This window comes from Phaeobacter piscinae (assembly GCF_002407245.1).
Classification (GTDB): Bacteria; Pseudomonadota; Alphaproteobacteria; order Rhodobacterales; family Rhodobacteraceae; genus Phaeobacter; species Phaeobacter piscinae.
In genome coordinates this window covers 933,845-954,007 of record NZ_CP010681.1, presented here as the reverse complement: position 1 = coordinate 954,007, position 20,163 = coordinate 933,845, and the positions used below count along the sequence as shown (strand labels likewise).

The 20,163-nt window shown below is 62.8% G+C and carries 18 protein-coding genes; 4 read left to right on the top strand and 14 right to left on the bottom strand.

The features are described from left to right. Positions 1-190: 190 nt before the first annotated feature. From ftsZ to ftsW, 10 genes are all read right to left on the bottom strand, one after another. A complete protein-coding gene (gene ftsZ / locus phaeop14_RS04420) occupies positions 191-1,987 on the bottom strand; it encodes a cell division protein FtsZ (protein ID WP_096788862.1) in 1,797 nt (598 codons plus the stop codon). Positions 1,988-2,436: 449 nt separating this feature from the next. Continuing rightward, positions 2,437-3,771 carry a cell division protein FtsA gene (gene ftsA, locus phaeop14_RS04415; protein WP_014874087.1) on the bottom strand — a complete coding sequence of 445 codons (1,335 nt, stop codon included), beginning with the start codon at positions 3,769-3,771 and terminating at the stop codon, positions 2,437-2,439. A 1-nt stretch (position 3,772) separates the two neighbouring features. After that, positions 3,773-4,666: a cell division protein FtsQ/DivIB gene (locus tag phaeop14_RS04410; protein ID WP_096788861.1), complete on the bottom strand. Its 894-nt coding sequence runs from the start codon at positions 4,664-4,666 to the stop codon at positions 3,773-3,775. Then, the gene (locus tag phaeop14_RS04405; RefSeq protein ID WP_096788860.1) at positions 4,654-5,574 is read right to left on the bottom strand and encodes a D-alanine--D-alanine ligase; all 921 of its coding nucleotides are present in this window, start codon (positions 5,572-5,574) and stop codon (positions 4,654-4,656) included. Before phaeop14_RS04405 ends, phaeop14_RS04410 begins: the two co-directional genes overlap by 13 nt. 287 nt (positions 5,575-5,861) lie before the next feature. Beyond that, entirely contained in the window at positions 5,862-6,785 is a 924-nt protein-coding gene (gene murB / locus phaeop14_RS04400; protein ID WP_096788859.1) for a UDP-N-acetylmuramate dehydrogenase, read from the bottom strand. Between the two features lie 183 nt (positions 6,786-6,968). Then, positions 6,969-7,220 carry a DUF2484 family protein gene (locus phaeop14_RS04395; RefSeq protein ID WP_040174185.1) on the bottom strand — a complete coding sequence of 84 codons (252 nt, stop codon included), beginning with the start codon at positions 7,218-7,220 and terminating at the stop codon, positions 6,969-6,971. Continuing rightward, a complete protein-coding gene (locus phaeop14_RS04390) occupies positions 7,217-7,471 on the bottom strand; it encodes a DUF2484 family protein (RefSeq protein ID WP_040182038.1) in 255 nt (84 codons plus the stop codon). Before phaeop14_RS04390 ends, phaeop14_RS04395 begins: the two co-directional genes overlap by 4 nt. 58 nt (positions 7,472-7,529) lie before the next feature. Next, positions 7,530-8,927, bottom strand: coding sequence for a UDP-N-acetylmuramate--L-alanine ligase (gene murC, locus phaeop14_RS04385; protein WP_096788858.1), 1,398 nt, complete (start codon positions 8,925-8,927; stop codon positions 7,530-7,532). Next, a complete protein-coding gene (locus phaeop14_RS04380; protein ID WP_096788857.1) occupies positions 8,924-10,021 on the bottom strand; it encodes a UDP-N-acetylglucosamine--N-acetylmuramyl-(pentapeptide) pyrophosphoryl-undecaprenol N-acetylglucosamine transferase in 1,098 nt (365 codons plus the stop codon). The genes murC and phaeop14_RS04380 overlap by 4 nt, the downstream gene beginning before the upstream one ends. Positions 10,022-10,040: 19 nt before the next feature. Next, on the bottom strand, positions 10,041-11,252 hold the full coding sequence (ftsW, locus tag phaeop14_RS04375; RefSeq protein ID WP_052463923.1) for a putative lipid II flippase FtsW: 1,212 nt from the start codon (positions 11,250-11,252) through the stop codon (positions 10,041-10,043). Between the two features lie 132 nt (positions 11,253-11,384). Here ftsW and phaeop14_RS04370 point away from each other — a divergent pair, with 132 nt between their 5' ends. The 3 genes from phaeop14_RS04370 to phaeop14_RS04360 all read left to right on the top strand — a co-directional run bounded on the left by phaeop14_RS04370 (position 11,385) and on the right by phaeop14_RS04360 (position 13,389). Next, positions 11,385-12,566, top strand: a complete 1,182-nt coding sequence (locus phaeop14_RS04370) for a BaiN/RdsA family NAD(P)/FAD-dependent oxidoreductase (RefSeq protein WP_096788856.1) — start codon at positions 11,385-11,387, stop codon at positions 12,564-12,566. Between the two features lie 81 nt (positions 12,567-12,647). Continuing rightward, a complete protein-coding gene (locus phaeop14_RS04365) occupies positions 12,648-12,941 on the top strand; it encodes a putative quinol monooxygenase (RefSeq protein ID WP_040182030.1) in 294 nt (97 codons plus the stop codon). 4 nt (positions 12,942-12,945) lie between these two features. Further along, positions 12,946-13,389 carry a MarR family winged helix-turn-helix transcriptional regulator gene (locus phaeop14_RS04360; RefSeq protein ID WP_096788855.1) on the top strand — a complete coding sequence of 148 codons (444 nt, stop codon included), beginning with the start codon at positions 12,946-12,948 and terminating at the stop codon, positions 13,387-13,389. A 3-nt stretch (positions 13,390-13,392) separates the two neighbouring features. On the opposite strand, the gene murD is transcribed toward phaeop14_RS04360, so the two are convergent. Then, entirely contained in the window at positions 13,393-14,790 is a 1,398-nt protein-coding gene (murD, locus tag phaeop14_RS04355; protein WP_096788854.1) for a UDP-N-acetylmuramoyl-L-alanine--D-glutamate ligase, read from the bottom strand. A gap of 129 nt (positions 14,791-14,919) precedes the next feature. Here murD and phaeop14_RS04350 point away from each other — a divergent pair, with 129 nt between their 5' ends. Then, on the top strand, positions 14,920-15,834 hold the full coding sequence (locus phaeop14_RS04350) for a glutaminase (protein WP_040174200.1): 915 nt from the start codon (positions 14,920-14,922) through the stop codon (positions 15,832-15,834). A gap of 316 nt (positions 15,835-16,150) precedes the next feature. Here the strand turns inward: phaeop14_RS04350 and mraY are convergent, their stop codons facing one another. From mraY to phaeop14_RS04335, 3 genes are read right to left on the bottom strand one after another with little or no spacing between them, the layout of a single operon-like run. Next, positions 16,151-17,233 carry a phospho-N-acetylmuramoyl-pentapeptide-transferase gene (gene mraY / locus phaeop14_RS04345; protein ID WP_024097922.1) on the bottom strand — a complete coding sequence of 361 codons (1,083 nt, stop codon included), beginning with the start codon at positions 17,231-17,233 and terminating at the stop codon, positions 16,151-16,153. Positions 17,234-17,260: 27 nt separating this feature from the next. Further along, positions 17,261-18,673, bottom strand: coding sequence for a UDP-N-acetylmuramoyl-tripeptide--D-alanyl-D-alanine ligase (locus phaeop14_RS04340; RefSeq protein ID WP_096788853.1), 1,413 nt, complete (start codon positions 18,671-18,673; stop codon positions 17,261-17,263). Next, entirely contained in the window at positions 18,670-20,154 is a 1,485-nt protein-coding gene (locus tag phaeop14_RS04335) for a UDP-N-acetylmuramoyl-L-alanyl-D-glutamate--2,6-diaminopimelate ligase (protein ID WP_096788852.1), read from the bottom strand. The genes phaeop14_RS04340 and phaeop14_RS04335 overlap by 4 nt, the downstream gene beginning before the upstream one ends. Positions 20,155-20,163: the final 9 nt, after the last annotated feature.

The window sequence follows — 20,163 nt, the reverse complement described above, 5'->3', positions numbered from 1 at the left end:
GCCTCAGTCTTGGCCCTTGTTGCGGAACAGAGGTAAGGTGTCAGTCCGTTAGGCTCAACTCAATCTTTGTAACGGAATGAAACATCCCTGTAACAGATAGGCAAAACACTGCCCAATCGACAACAACCCCTTGATGAAAAACGAAAAAAGGCCGCCAGATGGCGACCTTTGTATCATATATGTGATCAACTCAGTTGGCTTGACGGCGCAGGAATGCCGGAATTTCGATCCGTTCCTGCTCCGGGTTGGCCTGACGCTGCGGCTGGGCAGCCGGGGCCGCCTGCTGGCCCTGATGCGCAACTTGGGGCTGATGCATCGGCGCCTGTTGAACCGGGGACTGCTGCACCGGCGGCTGCTGGCGCGTCGGCTGCTGCGGCTTGGCAGGCTGGCCTTCAGCGGCGCTGCCAGTCATGCGGTGGATCAGAGAGTTCAGGCCAAAACGGCGCTGTTCCTGACCTGCTGCAGCGGGCTGCTGCTGAGGCTGGTGCTGCTGCACCTGCTGAGGCTGCGGCGCACGCGGCTGAACCGCATCAATCGAGGGACGCTGCTGCATAGGCGGCTGCTGGACCTGCTGTTGCATCGGCTGCTGAGGCTGCGCACGCTGTGCGGCGGCCTGAAGACGCACGATCGCCTCAGGCGACGGGGTGCCGGGCGCAGGTGCCTTCGGCGCGACAAAGCTTTCGGCCTGAGTACTGGCCACATCCGCTTGCGGCTGGAATTCCGGCGCAGGCGTGCCCTGATAGGCTGGTGCGGGCAGACCATCGGCGCCCAGTTGTTCGCCTGCGTCTTCCAGAACCTCTTCGTAGTGGCCCTCCGCAGCGGTCTGACCGTCGTCGAATTCCGAGAACAGTGACGGTTCTTCCTGCGCTGCGGCAACCGGCTCTGCGGTGGCGGCAACGGGCTGCTCGACCGGGGTGCTCAGCTCCAGCGGCGCGGCGCTGCGGGTTTCTTCAACGCTTACGGTCTGTTTCAGCGGTGCAGACATCGGACGACGCGGCACCGGAATGTCGGAGTGAACGTCAACCGCATCAATACCCGTGGCAACCACGGAGACGCGCATCTTGCCTTCCATCTCAGTGTCGAGGGTGGAGCCGACGATGATGTTTGCGTTCGGGTCGACCTCTTCGCGAATGCGGTTGGCCGCTTCGTCCAGTTCAAACAGGGTCAGGTCATGGGCGCCGGTGATGTTGATCAGAACACCCTTCGCGCCTTTGAGGCTGATTTCATCCAGGAGCGGGTTGGCAATCGCCTTCTCGGCGGCCTGCACGGCGCGATCTTCGCCCTCGGCCTCGCCGGTGCCCATCATTGCCTTGCCCATCTCGTCCATCACGGCGCGCACGTCCGCAAAGTCGAGGTTGATGAGACCGGGGCGAACCATCAGGTCAGTCACACCCTTAACACCCTGATAAAGAACGTCATCCGCCATGGAGAACGCCTCGGTGAAGGTGGTTTTTTCATTGGCCAGACGGAACAGGTTCTGGTTCGGAATAATGATCAGCGTATCGACGACCTTCTGCAGGGCTTCGACGCCCTCCTCGGCCTGACGCATCCGCTTGTTGCCTTCGAACTGGAACGGCTTGGTGACAACACCGACGGTCAGCACACCCAGTTCACGGGCGGCCTGCGCGATGATCGGCGCCGCACCGGTGCCGGTGCCGCCACCCATACCTGCGGTGATGAAGCACATATGCGCGCCCGCGAGGTGATCCACGATCTGTTCGATGCTCTCTTCAGCGGCAGCAGACCCGACCGAAGGGCGCGCGCCCGCGCCCAGACCTTCGGTCACCTTGATGCCCAGCTGAACGCGGCTCTTGGAGGCGCTTTGCTGCAGCGCCTGCGCGTCAGTGTTGGCGACGACAAAGTCCACGCCATCCAACTGTTTGTCGATCATGTTGTTGACGGCATTGCCGCCTGCCCCGCCGACACCAAACACGGTAATCCGGGGCTTCAGCTCTTCTTGGCCGGGCATCGAAAGGTTCAAGGTCATGCTCGTTCCGCCTGTTTTTATCAGCCCTCCCGCAAGGGCCTATTCCTGTCCATCTTTGCGACAATCCTACCGCGCAGCACGAGTCGCGTCACCCAAAAAAGCGCTATTTTCCACAAAATATAGACATAGTATCGTCCAATTTCGCGACATTTCGCCGATTTTGGCAAATGCTGTGGAAAGCCACGCAACACACCACAACATGACGTCAGCCCCCGAAAACCAAAGCCCTCGAAAGCACATCTCGTCACTAATACTGGTGGCCACTGCTCGGCCTACATGCGCCGCATGATGCGGTCGTTATCGGAATATTAACGCGGCGGGATTTCGCTGTCACCCGCGAAACCGCCTTGCCAGCGAAGTTTTTCGTTAACATTTGATTAATGAAAGCCCTGCAACCACAGGTCCCGAGGTGACGACAGGCCCTTGTCAGCCCTGCCGGACACCACCGCTCACCAGTTGTCGCGGAACCATTTCACCGCCCGCTTCAACGTGCCGCTGGCGTTGCGATCCACCGGCATTTCAAAATCCCACCACTCATCCTGTGGATGGGCAGCAAACAGGCTGAGACCAACGGCGGAGGCAAAGCCGGGACCGGTCGCCGATTGCGGCAGGCCGTGGACGCGCAAAGGCCGGCCAAGCCGCACCTGCTGACCCAGAACACGGCTCGCCAACCCGTCCAGACCCATGATCTGGCTGGACCCACCGGTCAGCACGATCTGCTGGCTCGGCAGGCTGTCAAACCCAGCCGCATCCAGACGCGCACGGACCTCTTCGAGGATCTCCTCAACACGCGGACGCATGATGCCGATCAACTCGGCCCGGCTGACTGTGCGGCGATCATGCTCCCAATCGCCGGTGTCGGCATGGATGTCGATCATCTCGCGGTCATCCGCGCCAGTGGCATGCACCCCGCCATGGAAGGTCTTGATCCGCTCCGCATTGGCGGTCGGAACCCCCAAACCCATGGAGATATCGCTGGTGATGTGATCGCCACCCATACGCACCGCATCGGCATAGATCATATGTTTCTTCATGAAGACCGAAATCGAGGTCGAGCCGCCGCCCATATCGATGCAGGCCGCCCCCAGTTCCTGCTCATCCTCAACCAGCGCGGCAAAGCCGGAGGCATAGGCAGAGGAGGCAATTCCCGCCAGTTCCAGATCACAGCGCTGGATACAGCGCACGAGGTTCTGCACCGTCAGCGCATCCACCGTCAGCATGTGCATATCAGCCGCCAGCGTCTGCCCCATCTGACCGCGCGGATCGTTCAGACCGGAGCGGTTATCCAACGCAAAGTTCACCGGCTGGGCATGCAGCACCTCGCGACCGGCGCCATACTCCGGCACCTCGCAGGCGGCCAGCACGCGGGCGATTTCATTCTCGGTCACCACCTGACCTTCCAGATCGACCTGTGCATCCAGCCCGTAGGAGCGCGGGTTGGCCCCGGAGAAACACGCGATCACGTGATCCACCCGCACCTCAGCCATTTTCTGCGCCGCCTGAACAGCGGTGCGGATGGCGCGCTCGGTTTCCTGCATGGCGGTGATCTCGCCAAACTGCACCCCGCGGGAGCGGGTGGTGGCCGCGCCGATCACCCGGAATCCCGACTGCCCCGCCAGCGAGCCGATGGAATTGTCCTCGCTCAGCCGCCCGGTGCCGTCAAAGCGCAGCACCAGGCAGGCGATCTTGGAGCTGCCCACATCCAGAATGGCCACAACACCGCGCTGCATCGCCTGACGTCGCATCTGCCGCATGGCGCGCTGGGATTGGTAAAGATCGGTCATGTCATAGCCCGCCTGCGTTCAACTGTCGGATCCGCCACCAGTCCTTGACGGCGTTTTCGGTCATTCTTACGGTCGGACGCGCCGCCAGGCGCATGTCCACCGCCGCCACGTCGCGCTCCAGAAGGTCGCGCACTTCGCTGACGGCAATCACCCGCTCCAGCGCGGGTACAGGGTTTTTGGCCGGCAACATGATCCGCTGACCACGGTCCAGCACCAGATCCCAGCGCCGCTCGCCAATGCGCACCAACCCGCGCATCCGCGGCCCCAACGGCTTGGCCACGGCAAACAGCCGCAGCGCTTCCACAATGGCATCATCCGCACCGCGCCCGGCCACCAGCGGCAGGTCCGGGTGCATATTGCGCGCGCCCAACTCAGCCACATGCACCCCATTTGCATCCAGCAGCGCCAACCCTTCGCGACTGCGCCAAACAACAGCGGGCTGGCGTTCTTCCACCGTGACCTGAAGCACACCACCGGGGCGGATCCGCACATCCGCCGTCTGCACCGGGTCCAGCCCGGTGATCTCATCGCGGATCTGCGTCAGATCCAGATCGAAGGAGCTGATGGGGAAATCAATCGGCACCACTTCGCGGATGTCTTCGGCAACGCTGCGCCCGGCCCCATCAATGGCCATCACATTGACCATGAACTCGGGCCGTTCCTCGATCGACGCCCGCAGGTCGCTGATCATCACCTGCAACCGGTCACGCCGCGCATCATCCGCCATAAAGGCGGCCCCGGCGACAAAAACCAGACAGAAGGGAATGCCAAACCGCACACCAAAGCGAATACCCGGCGTCAGCATCCAGCGCTGAATGCGATAGGTCAGCCGCGATGGCGCCGGATCAGGGCGCCCCTCGCGGGGTTTGCGGAAACGATCGATCAACGAGGACATGTCGCATCCTCAACCAGCCAGGAACAAAGCTGCCCGAAGGTCATACCGCTATGCTCCGCCTGCTCCGGCGTCAGAGAGGTCGGGGTCATGCCGGGCTGGGTGTTGGTCTCCAGCAGGATCAGCCCCTCGGCTCCGCGCGACTCGTCCCAGCGGAAATCGGTCCGGCTGATGCCCCGGCACCCCAGCGCATCATGGGCCTTCACCGCGTAGTCCAGGCAAAGCGCAAAAATCTCTTCGGGGACATCTGCCGGCAACACATGCCGCGAACCGCCGGGTTTGTATTTCGCGTCGTAGTCATACCAGCCATCGGTCAGGATATCCGTTACCGTCAATGGCCGGTCACCCAGCACCGTGGTGGTCAGCTCACGTCCGGGGGCAAAGCTTTCGACCATCACCTCATCCGGCATATCCTGCGACAGCTGCGGCGGGCCATTGGCCACCTCATTCACCAGATAGACGCCGACGCTGGAGCCTTCGTTGTTGGGCTTCACCACATAGGGGGGCGCCATCACATGCCCCGCCATCACCTCGGCTTTGGAATAGATCCCGCTCTCAACAACCGGCAGGCCAGCGGCGCGGTAGATTGATTTGGCGCGCTGCTTGTCCATCGCCAACGCCGAAGCCAACACCCCGGAATGGGTGTAGGGGATGCCAAGCCATTCCAGCAGACCCTGAACGCAGCCATCCTCGCCCCAGCGGCCATGCAGCGCATTGAAGACCACATCGGGGCGATCCGCCTGCAAACGCGCGGCAAGATCCGGACCCGCGTCCAGTTCCGTAACCTGATATCCCTCGTCCCGCAGCGCGGTGGCGCATTCACGCCCAGTGGACAAAGACACCTCGCGCTCAGCCGAGGGGCCACCCATCAATACCGCCACTTTCGGGAGTGTCCTGCTCGACTTACTCACGACAAGCGCCTCAAATGTTCCGGGGCTTTTCGCCCCTTGTTGTGCGATCCCAAATTGACCGCAAATGCGGCAGGTCAGAACCTGCCTTTTTGATATCGCGAGGCGTGTTCCCCGCACTGCGCGCACCCTTGTGGTTCGCTGTCACCACATTAACGTCATAAACGTTACCGGCCCGTTAACAGTGCCTTTACCAAGATCACGCTTTTCCAGTTAGCCTGCCGCTGCGATTCCCAAAGCGGCACCCTGCTGATCAGGAGTAACATCCTGAAAAACATGGCCTTTGTCGGCTATTTGGAAAGCGGATCCCCCACCCGCATGATTTCCCACTCTAGCGTTATGCCAGAATTGGCGTAAACCTTTTTTCTGACATCTTCCCCCAATCCCTCAAGATCTGCGGCAGATGCGCCACCCGTGTTAATCAAGAAATTGGAATGCTTCTCACTCATCTGCGCAGCCCCGCGCCGCGCACCGCGCATTCCGGCATCATCAATGACCTTCCAGGCCTTCAGATCATGAACGTCATCCGCCTGCCCGGTGGAGGAAAACCCCGCCGGATTGCGAAAGGTGGATCCCGCAGACCGGTCCTTGGTTGGCTGTGTCGCATCGCGCTTGGCCAGCTGTTCTTCCATGCGCGCATGCAGGGCATCCGGCTCACCCTTGCCACCGCGCAGGGTCGCCGATACCAGCACCGCCCCCTCAGGCAAATCGCTCTGGCGGTAGGCAAAATTCAGGTCTTCCCCGCTTAACGTCACCACCTCACCACTGCGCAGCACCACGGTGGCCGACTGGAACACATCCGCGACATAGCTGCCATAACAGCCCGCATTCATCCGCACAGCGCCGCCAATGGAGCCGGGGATGGTGCGCAGAAATGTCAGATCAATGCCCGCGTCTGCCGCCTTACGCGCCACATGGCCATCCAGCGCAGCAGCCCCCGCCACAACCGTGTCGCCCTCAATCTCAATCGCATTGAACCCGCGCCCCAACCGGATCACCAGCGCCCGCATACCGCCGTCCCGCACGATCAGGTTTGAGCCGACCCCCATCGGAAACACCGGCACCTCTGGGTCGAGACTGCGCAGCATATGGCTCAGATCCTCGATATCAGCAGGCTGAAACAGATAATCCGCCGGGCCGCCAACCTGCAGCCAGGTCAACCCGGATAGATCGCGATTGGGATGAAGCTTGCCACGCAGCCCGTCGATATTCATATGCCCTGCCCCTGCCTGTCGCACCAATACGCACTGGCGCCATTATGGCCACCCGGACGCAGAAAAAGACTCATGCGCGCCGGATCAGACCTGCGTTTACTCTGGTTTGGGTCGGGCACACAATGGCCCAACCCGATGCCAGGTGCCAAAGGAAGATTGCAAGAGCGAAAGAATCGGCGGGCTTCAGCCGCGGCTCAGCCGACTGCGCAGCCAGCGGCCCAAATAGATCACCGGCCAACGCAGCATCGACATGCCTGCAAACAGCACGCCCAGCCCCCACCAGGGGCCGTTTTCATAGGTCACATAGCCGACGAGCGGGATACCTGCCGCGATCAGCAGATAGGCGCGCGACCAGTGATTGTCGCGGCTGGGCACCATTGCCAACACATTGGCCGCCACCACCCAAAGACAGGCAAGGATCAGCGACAGCGTCATTCCTTCACCTCCGGCGTCGGAGCGCGGCGCAGGCGCGACAGCACATGCAACAACGGGCGGCGGAACATCGACACCAGCGCAAATGTTCCAAAAGCGGCGGCAAACCAGCCGTGATCCCGTCCCAGCAGATAGATCAGACCCGGCGCCACAGCGATCAGTGCAATCCCCGGTCCCCGCTGCCAGCGCAACGGCAATGCGGCGACGCCGGTGGCCACGAACACCCAGAGGATGGCAGCAAGCAGGCTCAGCATGGCGTCACCTCACCCACCGGGCCAACCGCCAGCAGATATGAGATCACGCCAGTCACCCTCAGCCCCGCAACCGTTCGGGCAGGCCATTGGCCCAGGCGCTGATGGTCCCCGCCCCAAGGCAGACCACCATATCACCGGGGCGCGCCTGTTCGCGCACCAGGCGTTCCAGATCCGATTCGTCCAGCAAGGCGCGCGCGTGGCGGTGGCCATGGCGGATCAGACCGGCCACCAGATCATCGCGACCGGCGCCCTCGATCGGGTCTTCACCGGCGGCAAAGACCTCGGCGATGGCGACGACATCGGCCTCATTGAAACAGGCACAGAAATCTTCAAACAGGCTGGACAGGCGCGAATAGCGGTGCGGCTGATGTACCGCAATCACCCGCCCGTCGCAGGCCTGACGCGCCGCTTTCAGCACGGCGGTGATCTCAACCGGGTGGTGGCCATAGTCGTCAATGATGGTCACGCCATCCACTTCGCCCACCTTGGTAAAGCGACGGTTCACCCCGCCAAAGGCGGCCAGCGCCTCGCGGATCTCACTGCTCTTCATGCCCAGATGGCACGCCACGGCCACGGCGGACAATGCGTTGGAGACATTGTGATCCCCCGGCATCGGCAGGGTGCAGCCCTCGATCACGCGGTCTTCGGCCTGCAAGTGAATGTCGAAATGCGCCACACCGGCCTTGTAGCTCAGGTTGACCGCACGCACATCCGCCTGCGCGTTGAAGCCATAGGTCACAACCCGGCGGTCGGTGATCCGGCCCACCAGCGCCTGTACCTCAGGGTGATCGGTGCAGCAGACCGCGACGCCATAAAACGGGATGTTGGAGACAAAGTCATAAAACCCGTCCCGCAGGGTGTCGAAATCCCCCCAGTGCTCCATATGCTCCGGGTCGATATTGGTGACAACCGCGATGGTCGCAGGCAGGCGGTTGAATGTGCCGTCACTCTCATCGGCCTCAACCACCATCCACTCGCCCTGCCCCATCCGCGCGTTGGAGCCATAGGCGTGAATAATCCCGCCATTCACAATTGTAGGATCGAAATGCCCCGCCACCATCAGCTCTGCCATCATGGTGGTGGTCGTCGTCTTCCCATGGGTGCCTGCAATGGCAATGTTGGATTTCAGGCGCATCAGCTCTGCCAGCATCTCCGCCCGGCGCACTACCGGCAGACCACGCAAGCGCGCCTCGTCCAGCTCGGGATTGCCCGGTTTGATCGCTGAGGAAATAACCACAACCGCGGCCTCTTCCAGATTTTCTGCCGCCTGCCCGACAAAGATCCGCGCGCCCAGCTCTGTCAACCGGTTGGTGATCTTTGACGCCTTCAGATCCGAACCCTGCACCACATAGCCGAGGTTCAGCAGCACTTCGGCAATGCCGGACATGCCGATGCCGCCGATACCCACAAAATGGATCGGGCCGACGTCGCCGGGGAGTTTGGTTGCAGGGGTCATGTCATTCCTTCCTCGGACAGCTGTTCAACAAGCCCCACCAGCCGCTCGGTCGCGTCGGGAATACCCACCTGCAAGGCGGCCCGCGCCATCTGGCTGGCACCATCGGGATTGCTGAGAACCGCGCTCATTTGCTCTGCCAGCGCCGAAACGTCAAGAGCACTCTCCGGGATCAGTATCGCAGCACCGGCATCCACCAGCCCACGGGCATTGGCGCTTTGGTGATCGCCAGCCGCCGCAGCAAAGGGGATCAGGATCGACGGGCGGCCAATCACCGCGATATCCGCGACCGAAGAGGCGCCAGAGCGTGAAATCACCAGCTGCGCTTCGGACATGCGCGCAGGCACATCGGCGAAGAAGGGTTGCACATCCGCCGAAATCCCATGTTCGGCATAAAATTGCGTCACCCGCGCGCCATCTTCATCGCGCGCCTGATGCGAGACACGCAACCGGCTGCGCAGCGCCTCGGGTAGCGCCGCAATCGCCCCCGGCACCACGTCCGACAGGATCCGCGCGCCCTGGCTTCCGCCCATCACCAGCACCGACATTGGGTAATCACCGGGGGGGATATAGCCGGCCCCAGCGCGTTCAAGAACAGCGCCGCGCACCGGGTTGCCGACATGCACGCCATCAACCCCTTCCGGCAGATCCGTGGGCCAGACACCGCAGGCCACCCCGGCCACGCGGGTCGCAAACAGCTGATTGACCCGGCCCAGCACGCCGTTTTGTTCATGGATCATACGCGGCAGTTTCAGCAGCGTCGCCGCCCCCAGCGCCGGAATCGACGGGTAGCCGCCAAATCCCACCACCACATCGGGCCGGTCGCGCCGCATCTGTAGCGCCATCCGGGTAACACCCGCCGCGATCTTCGGTGCCACCATCGCCTTCGCCAGCAGCCCGCCACGGGCAAAGGTGGCCGAAGACACCTCGGTGATCTCCGTTGTATGAGGATAGCCGCCGGTGTAGCGCGCCCCGCGCGCATCGGTGGACAGCTTCACCCGCCAGCCGCGTCTCAACATCGCTTCGGCCAGAGCCTGCGCGGGGAACATATGCCCCCCGGTGCCACCCGCCGCCATCAAGAGCAATTTCTGCGCCATCGTAATTCAGGTCTTTCTTCTATCCGCGCCCATGGCCGCGCGCAGGCCCGGTTTGATGCCCGTGACCCCGTCCGTGCCCACGCAGGAAATCCGCGATCTCGCCCTGCGGACGCGAGCGCGAAAACGCCAGCAGCATACCAACCGCAATACCGCCCGCAATGAGGGAGGAACCACCATAGCTCACAAACGGCAGGGTCATCCCCTTGGCCGGCAAGAGCCGTACAGCAACGCCCATGTTGATCATCGCCTGCACCCCGAAGGTGCAAACCAGACCGGTGCCTGCAAGACGGATGAACGTGTCCCGCTCCCGCATCAGGCGGAACAGGGTCCGCGCCACCACAGCGGTGTAGAGCAGGATCAGGATTACGACGAGGACAAGCCCGTATTCCTCGGCCGCGACGGCAATGATGAAATCGGTGTGCGCATCAGGCAGCGACCATTTCACCTCACCCTCGCCGACACCGACGCCAAACAAACCGCCCTCGCGGATGGCGTTGGTGGCATAGCCCATCTGAGTCGTCGGGTCGATTTCAGGGTTCAGGAAGCCGTCAATGCGGCGGGCAAAATGCTCTGAGCTGGAATAGGCGACAACGCCCCCCATCACCACCACCGCCGCCATGATCACCAACAGCAGCATCGGCGCGCCAGCCACGAAGTACATCACGCCCCAGCCAAACAGCACCAGACAGGCCTGACCAAAGTCAGGCTGCATCACCAGCATCAACACCACGGTCAGACACAGGCCAAAGGACATCAGCGTGCCCGGTGGCCCGTTGATCTGCTGGCTTGCAGCAATCATCCAAGCCGCCACCACGATAAATCCGGGCTTCAGGAATTCTGACGGCTGAAGCGAGGCAAAGCCAAGGCTGTACCAGCGCGTCGCGCCCTTGCCAAAATCGGTGCCGAACACCGGCAGCAGGGCCAGCGCCACAAAGGCGCAGATAAACCCGATGACCGCCAACCGCCGCACCAGCGTCGGTGACATCATCGAGGTGATCACCATCGCGACCAGCGCCGTGATACCAAACACCGCCTGACGCTCAACATAGTGGAAATTGTCAAATCCGTTGCGCTCTGCCAGCGGGACCGAGGCCGCAAGCCCCAGTAAAAGCCCGATAACAAACAGCATCAGGACGCAGGACATTGTCCATTTGTCCAGCGTCCGCCACCATTTGGGTAGAATCGGCTCGCCCGCCTGTACGGGGAGCGCGCCATAGACCATTTCAGTCATGGGTAAACCGCCACTATCTGCCTCGTGATCCGTCCCGTTTTCGGGATCGTTGGGCAAACAGTACCCGGAAAGTTTTCATCAGGCCACCCTCTTCCTCTTGCCTTTGGCAGTTATCCGCGCCTATGGCCGGGCATGGCTTATGAAACCCTGATCCTTGGCGCTGGCGCAGCTGGCATGATGTGTGCAACGCGTTCCGGCCCCGGCACGCTGGTGATTGATCACGCCAAGGCACCGGGTGAAAAAATCCGCATCTCTGGCGGCGGGCGCTGCAACTTCACCAATATGTACGCAAGCCCGGAAAACTACCTGTCGCAGAACCCGCATTTCTGCAAATCCGCCATGGCGCGCTACACCCAGTGGGATTTCATCGAGCTGGTGGACCGTCACGGCATCGCCTGGCATGAAAAAACCCTCGGCCAGCTGTTCTGCGATGGCTCGGCCAAGCAGATTGTCGCCATGCTGGTGGAGGAACTGAAGGCAGCGGGCGCCGATCTGTGGCTGCAAACCAGCGTGACCTCCGTGACGCGCAGCGCTGATGGGTTCCGCGTTGAGGTGGCGCGCGAGGGCAAGCCGCAGGTGCTGACCGCCCGCAATCTGGTGATTGCCACGGGCGGCAAATCCATCCCCAAGATGGGGGCCACCGGCCTCGCCTATGATCTGGCACGCCAGTTTGATCTGCCCCTGACGGACACCCGCCCCGGCCTGGTGCCTTTCACCTTTTCCGAAGAGCGATTCAAGCCGCTGGCAGGCGTCGCCCTGCCCGCACGGCTGTCGAATGAGCGCACCCGTTTTGACGAGGCCCTGTTGTTCACCCATCGCGGCCTGTCTGGCCCGTCGGTGTTGCAACTGTCATCCTACTGGCGTGAGGGGGAGCAGATCAGCGTCAATCTGATCCCTGAAACGCCACTATTTGACCTGCTGCGCAGCCAGCGTCAGGAGGCCGGGCGCAAGGCCCTGACCACCGAGCTGGCGCGCCACCTGCCCGGGCGGCTGGTGGATTTTCTGGCGCCCGAGTTCGACCTCAAGGGGCGGCTGGCAGATCAATCCGACGCCGCTTTGCGCGATCTCAGCGACCGTCTTGAAAACTGGCACCTCACCCCCTCCGGCAGCGAAGGCTACCGCACGGCAGAGGTCACGCTGGGCGGCATCGACACCGATGCGCTGTCGTCCAAAACCATGGAAGCGAAGACCGTTCCCGGCCTTTATGCCATTGGTGAAGCGGTTGATGTGACCGGCTGGCTTGGCGGCTATAATTTCCAATGGGCCTGGGCCTCTGGGGTGGCCGCAGGCAGCGCAATCGCAGCCCGCAGCTGAGCCAAGCCGCCCGCCTGTGGCTTGACATTCGCGACCGCATATCTATTTAGTTATCATGATAACTCATTAAGGAGCCTTTTGATGAAAACGCAATTTCAACTGATCGCCAAAATCACCCCGAAGCCCGAGCATATGCAGGATGTCCGCGACAGCCTCACCAGCATCCTGGCCCCCACCCGCGCCGAACCCGGCTGCCTGAAGTTCAACCTGCTTGAAGGTCGCAGCGGCGATTGTTTCTACTTGGATGAGGAATGGACCAGCGACGACGCCCTCGCTGCCCATTACGATATGGATTACATCAAACCGATCTTTGCCAAATATGAAAACTGGCTGGCGGCCCCGGCTGAAATCCACAAGATGACCGCGCTGGCCTGACCGCATGTTCTTCCTCAAGGAGCTGCCCTCCCGCCAGATGGTCGAACGCTACGTGGAGGCCCATGGCAGCGACCCGGCGCTCATCAGCGATGCCCTGCTTATGATGCGCCGGGCCAGCCTGCTGATCCGCAAGTTGGAAACCTATTTTGCGGGGCATGGCTTGTCGCAGCTGCGGTTTCTGGTGCTGATCGTCATCGACCGGGAACCGGATCGCCAATGGCTCAGCCCGAATGAGATCGCGCAGCGGATTGATGTCTCGAAACCGGTGATGACCCGCACGCTGCACGCGCTGCAGGCCGACGGGCTGGTTCGCATCACCGCAAGCGAGACCGATGGCCGCTCCAAGGAGGTGACACTGACCCCCGAGGGCCATGCCCGGTTACAGGCCACCCTGCCCGAATACTACGAGATCCTATCTAGAGAGATGGCGCAATCCGCAGCTCAGTAGGCGTCAGCTCTGCAACTTTGCCACCTCGGCGATGAAGTCCTCGCCGCGCTGTTCGAAGTTGTCGTATTGGTCAAAGCTCGCCGCCGCAGGGGCAAGCAGGACCGTATCGCCCGCCTCCGCCTCAGCGCTGGCGCGGGCGACGGCCTCGGCCATGGTGATGCAGACCTCAGCCTCGACGTCCAGCTGCATGGCAAAGCCCGCCGCCTCGCGCCCGATCACATAGGCTTTGCGCACCTTGCCAGTCTGGCCGCGCAGGGCCTCCAGCCCGCCGTCTTTCTCCAGCCCGCCGCAAATCCAGCGGATATTGTCAAAGGCGCTCAAGGCCTTCACCGCGCTGTCCAGATTGGTGGCCTTGCTGTCGTTGACATAGCGCACGCCTGCGTGGGTCGCGATGGTCTGACTGCGATGCGGCAGACCCGGATAGCTGGCCAGCGCGTCCTCGATGAGACGTGGTGCGAGGCCCAAAGCACGCGCCGCAGCATAGGCCGCACAGGCATTCTGATGGTTATGCGCGCCGGGCAGCCCCTGCATCTGGCGCAGATCAATCGACGCCGCCTGTCGCCCTTTGCGGTATTCACTGAGGAACCCCTTGCGGGCGAAGACCTGCCAGCCCGGCCCGGTCAGTTTCCGACTGGCTGAGATGCGGATCACCCTGTCGTCGCTGGCGGCCTCAGAGAGCTGACCAGCCAGATACAGCCCCTCATCCTCATCCACGCCAATGATAGCGCGATCCGGTCCGCCTTCGGCAAACAACCGTCGCTTGGCTGCGAAATAGCCGCCCATGCCCGCGTGCCGGTCCAGATGGTCGGGGCTGAGATTGGTAAACACAGCCACGTCCGGCGTCAGCGCGCGGGCCAGATCTGTCTGATAGCTCGACAGCTCCAGCACCACGATGCCGCCGGATCCCGGCGGATCAATGTCCAGCACACCCCGGCCGATATTGCCCGCCAGCTGGCTCTCACGTCCGGCCTCTTGCAGAATATGATGCAGCAACGCCACCGTGGTGGATTTGCCGTTGGACCCCGTGACCGCCACGATGCGCGGCGCCTGATCGAACCGTTCCCAGCCCCGTGTCGCAACCGAGCGAAAAAACAGCCCGATGTCATTGTCCACCGGCACGCCCGCGATCATCGCCGCGCGGATCACCGGGTTGGGTTTGGGATAAAGATGCGGGATCCCCGGCGAGACAACCAATGAGGCAATGTCATCAAATGCCCCGGATTTCAGCAGATCGCGGCAGGTGAGCCCCTCAACCTCGGCCCGCGCCCGTGCGCCGGGATTGTCGTCCCAGCAGATCGGCTCTGCTCCGCCTTCGCGCAGCGCCCGTGCGGTGGCCAGACCTGACCGCCCAAGCCCCAGTACCGCAACTGTAGCGCCTTCAAATCCGGTCACAGGGATCATTGCCCGCCCTCCCATATGGTCTTTGATCAAATCGCTACCCGATCGCGGGAACCAATGCCAGTCCCGTTGCGTTTGTCTTAGCACCAGCATCCGGCTAACGTCGGCCATAAATTGGGAGGCCCCGCAGCCATGGACGCGCGCTTGCAGCAGATCCTCGACGCCATCAACAGCGATCTTCGCGATGATCCCGACCGGGGCGAGGTCGCCAGCTACATCCCTGAACTGGGTCAGGTCGATCCCGACCAATTTGCCATCACCGTGGCAACCGCCGACGGGCAGATCTACAGCGCGGGAGATGCCGCCACCCGGTTTTCCGCTCAAAGCATCACTAAGGTCTTCACCCTCGCCATAGCGCTCGGTCGCTCTGGCGATCAGCTGTGGCGGCGGGTCGGGCGGGAGCCTTCGGGCACCGCATTCAATTCCATTGTCCAGCTGGAACACGAACGTGGCCGCCCCCGCAATCCATTTGTGAACGCAGGCGCGATTGTCACCACGGATGAGGTGCTGGCCGGGCGAGAACCGCGTGAAGCGCTGGCCGAATTCCTCAGCTTTATCCGCGCCGCGGCGGAGGATGACGACATTCACATCAATGCCGATGTGGCCCGCTCGGAAACCGCCCATGGGCACCGCAACTTTGCCCACGCGCATTTTCTCGCCTCTTTCGGCAATCTCAAGAACCCGCCGGAGAAGGTGCTGGGCACCTATTTCCACCATTGCGCCACCGAACTGACCACCACGCAGCTGGCACGCGCGGGGCGTTTTTTGATCGGCGCCGACTGTCATCCGCGCATGGTCTCGCTGGACCGGGTGCGACGGCTCAATGCGCTGATGCTGACCTGCGGGCATTATGACGGCTCGGGGGAGTTTGCCTATCGCGTCGGCCTGCCCGCCAAAAGCGGCGTCGGCGGCGGCATCCTTGGTGTTGTGCCGGGTCAGGCTTGCATCGCCGTCTGGTCGCCGGGGCTGGACCGCAATGGCAATTCCAAACTGGGTACTGAGGCGATGGAACGTCTTGCCCGGGAAATGGACTGGTCGGTATTTTAGGCGCGTTGCCAGCCCTGCGCACGCAGCGGTTATCCTCCGTTCAGGTGCCACCGCTACCCTAGAGACGTTGCAACACGAAGACCAGGAGACCGTCCCCCATTCCCAGTCCCACCAAGGCTGTTGGGGGATCCGTACAGGCCGACAGACGGAGATGACCCCTAGCAAAGGTCATCCACCCTCCGCCCCTCCGGCGGCGCCGCCTTCTTCGTACTGAAAAACCGCCCAAGGCATCCCTGCCCAGAGCGGTTCCAGATATCAGACCAGACCGGCCCACCGGCCCCGCAGGACAGCCTGCGCGGCGTCGATCGGTCGTGACTTAGCGCACTTTCAAGGTCGCCAGACCAATCATCGCGAGGATCAGCGAGATGATCCAGAAGCGGATCACAATGGTCGGCTCCGCCCAGCCCTTTTTCTCATAGTGGTGATGGATCGGCGCCATCAGGAACACCCGCTTGCCGGTGCGTTTGAAGTAGAGCACCTGAATGATCACCGACAGCGCCTCCACCACAAAGAGACCGCCAACAATCGCCAGCACCAGCTCGTGTTTGGTGACCACCGCAATGGCCCCCAGCGCCCCCCCCAGTGCCAATGACCCGGTATCGCCCATGAACACGGCAGCCGGCGGCGCGTTGTACCACAGGAACCCCAGACCACCGCCAAACAGCGCAGCAGCAAAGATCAGGATTTCCCCGGTGCCGGGCACGTAATGCACATCCAGATATTCGGTGAAGTCAACACGCCCCACCGCATAGGCGATCACGCCCAGCGTGGAGGTGGCAATCATCACCGGCATAATCGCCAACCCGTCCAGACCATCAGTCAGGTTCACCGCATTGGCCGCGCCGACGATCACGCAGATAGAAAACGGCACATAGAACAAGCCCAGATTGATCAGCGTATCCTTGAACACCGGCAGCGCCAGCTGGTTTTGCAGCTCCACCGGATGATAGGCGGAGGCCCAAAGCGCTGCGATCACCGCGATGGTGATCCCCAGCGCCAGCCGCAGCTTGCCCGGAACGCCTGCGGTGTTCTGTTTGGAGACCTTGGCATAATCATCCGCAAAGCCGATGAGCGCGAAGGACAGCGTGACAAACAGCACCAGCCAGACAAAGGGATTGTCCCAACGCGCCCACAAAAGCGTCGCGGTCACCAGCGCGCCGACAATCAGCAAGCCCCCCATGGTCGGGGTGCCGGCCTTCGCCAGATGCCCCTCAGGCCCATCGTCGCGGATCGGCTGGCCCTTGCCCTGCTTGCGGCGCAACACGTTGATCAGCGGCGGCCCAAACAGAAACCCAAACAGAAGCGCCGTCAGAAACGCCCCGCCCGCGCGGAAGGTGATGTAGCGGAAGAGGTTGAAGAGATCCCCCCCATCCGACAGCGCGGTTAACCAATAGAGCATGTCAGCCGGTCCTCAGTTCATCAAAGTTCAGAAAGTGGTCTCGCCATGACTCAATTCACGGATGCCGTCAACGATCTTGGCCAATGCCATGCTGAGCGAGCCTTTTGCCAGCACCACGTCCCCCGCACCGATCTGACCCGCCAGATCCGCCAGCACATCAGCGCTGCTGGCATAGTGACCGCCGCGTTTCTCAGCTGGCAGCGCTGCATGGAGCGCGCCCATCAGGGGGCCAATGCAATGCACCGCCTCCAGATCTGCCATCGCGGGCAGCTCGGCCAGCGCCACATGCAACTCAACATCCTGCGGGCCGAGTTCCTTCATATCGCCGAGGTAGGCAATGCGCCGCCCAGTACAGGGCGTCGCCGCCAGTACCGTCAGCGCCGCAGCCACAGACGTGGGGTTGGCGTTATAACTGTCATCCAGCAGCAGAATTTCGCCCCGCCCTGCGCCCAGCGATACGGTTTCCCGCGCGCCACGACCGGTGACCGGCGACCAGAGCGACAGGCTCTGCACCGCCTTGGTCAGATCCAGATCCAAGGCCGCCAGACAGGCCAGCGCCCCTAGCGCGTTCATCGCAAAATGGGCGCCAAGCGACTGGATATGCAGACGAGGCGTCTGTCCATCCGGCAGCGTGATCAAGGCCAGTGTCTCATCCCCGCGCAGGGTGGTTGCGGTCAGCCGGTATGTGGGAGCAATCGACCCCTGCCCGGCGCCGAACCACAACACATCGCGCGCCGCGCCCTCGGCAACCGACTGCAGGATCGGGGCCACGGCAATATCGGCGTTCAGAACCGCGACGCCACCCGGCTCCAGCCCCTCCATGATGGCGGCCTTCTCGGCGGCGATGCCGTCGATCCCATCGAAGGCCTCCAGATGCACAGGGGCCACGGTTGTCACCATCGCCACATGCGGGCGCGCCTGTTTCGCAAGCGGGCTGATCTCACCGGGGTGGTTCATGCCAATCTCAATCACGGCAAATTCCGTGTCACGCGGCATCCGCGCCAATGTCAGCGGCACGCCCCAGTGGTTGTTGTAGCTGGCGACGGCGGCATGGGTGCGGCCCTGATCGGTCAACATGCGCGCCAGCATTTCCTTGGTCGAGGTCTTGCCAACGGATCCGGTGACAGCGATCACACGCGCGTCTGTGCGCGCGCGGCCTGCACGGCCCAGGGCCTCCAGCCCGGTCTGCACGTCGTCAACCAGCAACAATGGCGCATCTTCGGCCACGCCCTCGGGTCGGTGTGAGACCAGCGCAGCACCGGCGCCTTTCTCCAGCGCTTGCGCCACGAAGTCATGGCCATCGCGCGCCGCCTTCAGCGCCACAAACAGATCGCCCTTGGCAATGCTGCGGGTGTCGATGGAAATACCGTTCACATGCCAGTTGCCAATGGCCTGACCGCCAGTTGCGGCGGCGGCCTCCTCAGCTGTCCAAAGGCTCATACCAATCTCCCGTCCAGCGCCGCGACAGCCATACTGGCCTGCTCCACGTCATCAAAAGGCAGAACATCGCTGCCGACGATCTGGCCGGTTTCATGCCCCTTGCCGCAGATCAGCAGGGCATCGCCCGCCCCAAGCGCATCAACGCCGCGCAAGATCGCCTCGGCCCGGTCGCCAACCTCCATCGCATCCGGCGCGCCGCCCTTGACGGCGGCGCGGATCACCGCCGGATCCTCGCTGCGGGGGTTGTCATCGGTGACGATCACCAGATCGGCGTTGTTCTGCGCCGCCTGCCCCATCAGCGGGCGTTTGGCGGCGTCACGGTCACCACCTGCGCCGACAATGGCCACCAGCCGGCCCAGCACATGCGGGCGCAGCGCCTTGATCGCGGTGGCCACGGCATCGGGGGTATGGGCGTAGTCGACAAACACCGTCGCGCCGTTTTCCCGCGTGGCGGCCAGTTGCATCCGCCCCCGCACGGTCTGAAGATGCGGCAGCGTGTCAAACACCGCCTGCGGATCCTCACCGCTGGCAATCACCAGACCGCAGGCCAGCAGGATATTCTCCGCCTGAAACCCACCAATCAGGTTCAGCCGCGCCTGATAGGGTTTGTCGTGCCAGGTGAAGCGCATGTCCTGCCCGGAGGCATCATAGCGCGCGCCCACAAGGCTCAGATCACCCACGCCACGCCCGACGGAGATCACCTCCTGCCCGCGAGCGGCAGCGACAGCGCGCATCTGCGTCCCACGTGGGTCATCCATATTGATCACCGCCACGCCGTCATCCGGCAGGACCCGACGAAACAGTCCCGCCTTGGCAGTGAAATACGCCTCAAATGTTTCGTGATAGTCCAGATGATCCTGGGTGAAATTGGTAAACCCCGCCGCCGCCAGATGCACGCCGTCCAAGCGCCGCTGCTCCAACCCGTGAGACGAGGCCTCCATCGCGGCATGGGTGACCCCCGCAGCCGCCGCCTGTGCCAGCGCATCATGCAGGGTGACCGGTTCCGGTGTGGTGTGATTGAGCGGGTGGCTCCAGGCGCCCTCAACACCGGTGGTGCCAAGGTTCACCGCCTGATGGCCCAGCTCAACCCAGATCTGGCGCACGAAGCTCGCCACCGACGTCTTTCCATTGGTGCCGGTGACCGCCACCATGGTTTCAGGCTGCGCGCCAAACCACAGGGCGGCCGCATAGGCCAGCGCCTGACGCGGGTCTTCGACAACCACCAGCGCCACGGTCGACTCGCGCAAAAGCTCCGCCACGATCTGCGCTCCGGCCGCGTCGGTCAGGATTGCCGCCGCCCCATTGCCAAGTGCTGCGGGGGTGAATTTCGCCCCATGCACCTGACTGCCGGGAAGGGCCGCAAACAGCCCACCCTCGATCACCTTGCGGCTGTCCACGGCAATGCCCCGGATCATCGGATCGACGCCGCCACGCGCGGTCAGCCCCAACTGGCTGAGAGGACGGTTTTCAATGGTGCTCATAGCAACCCC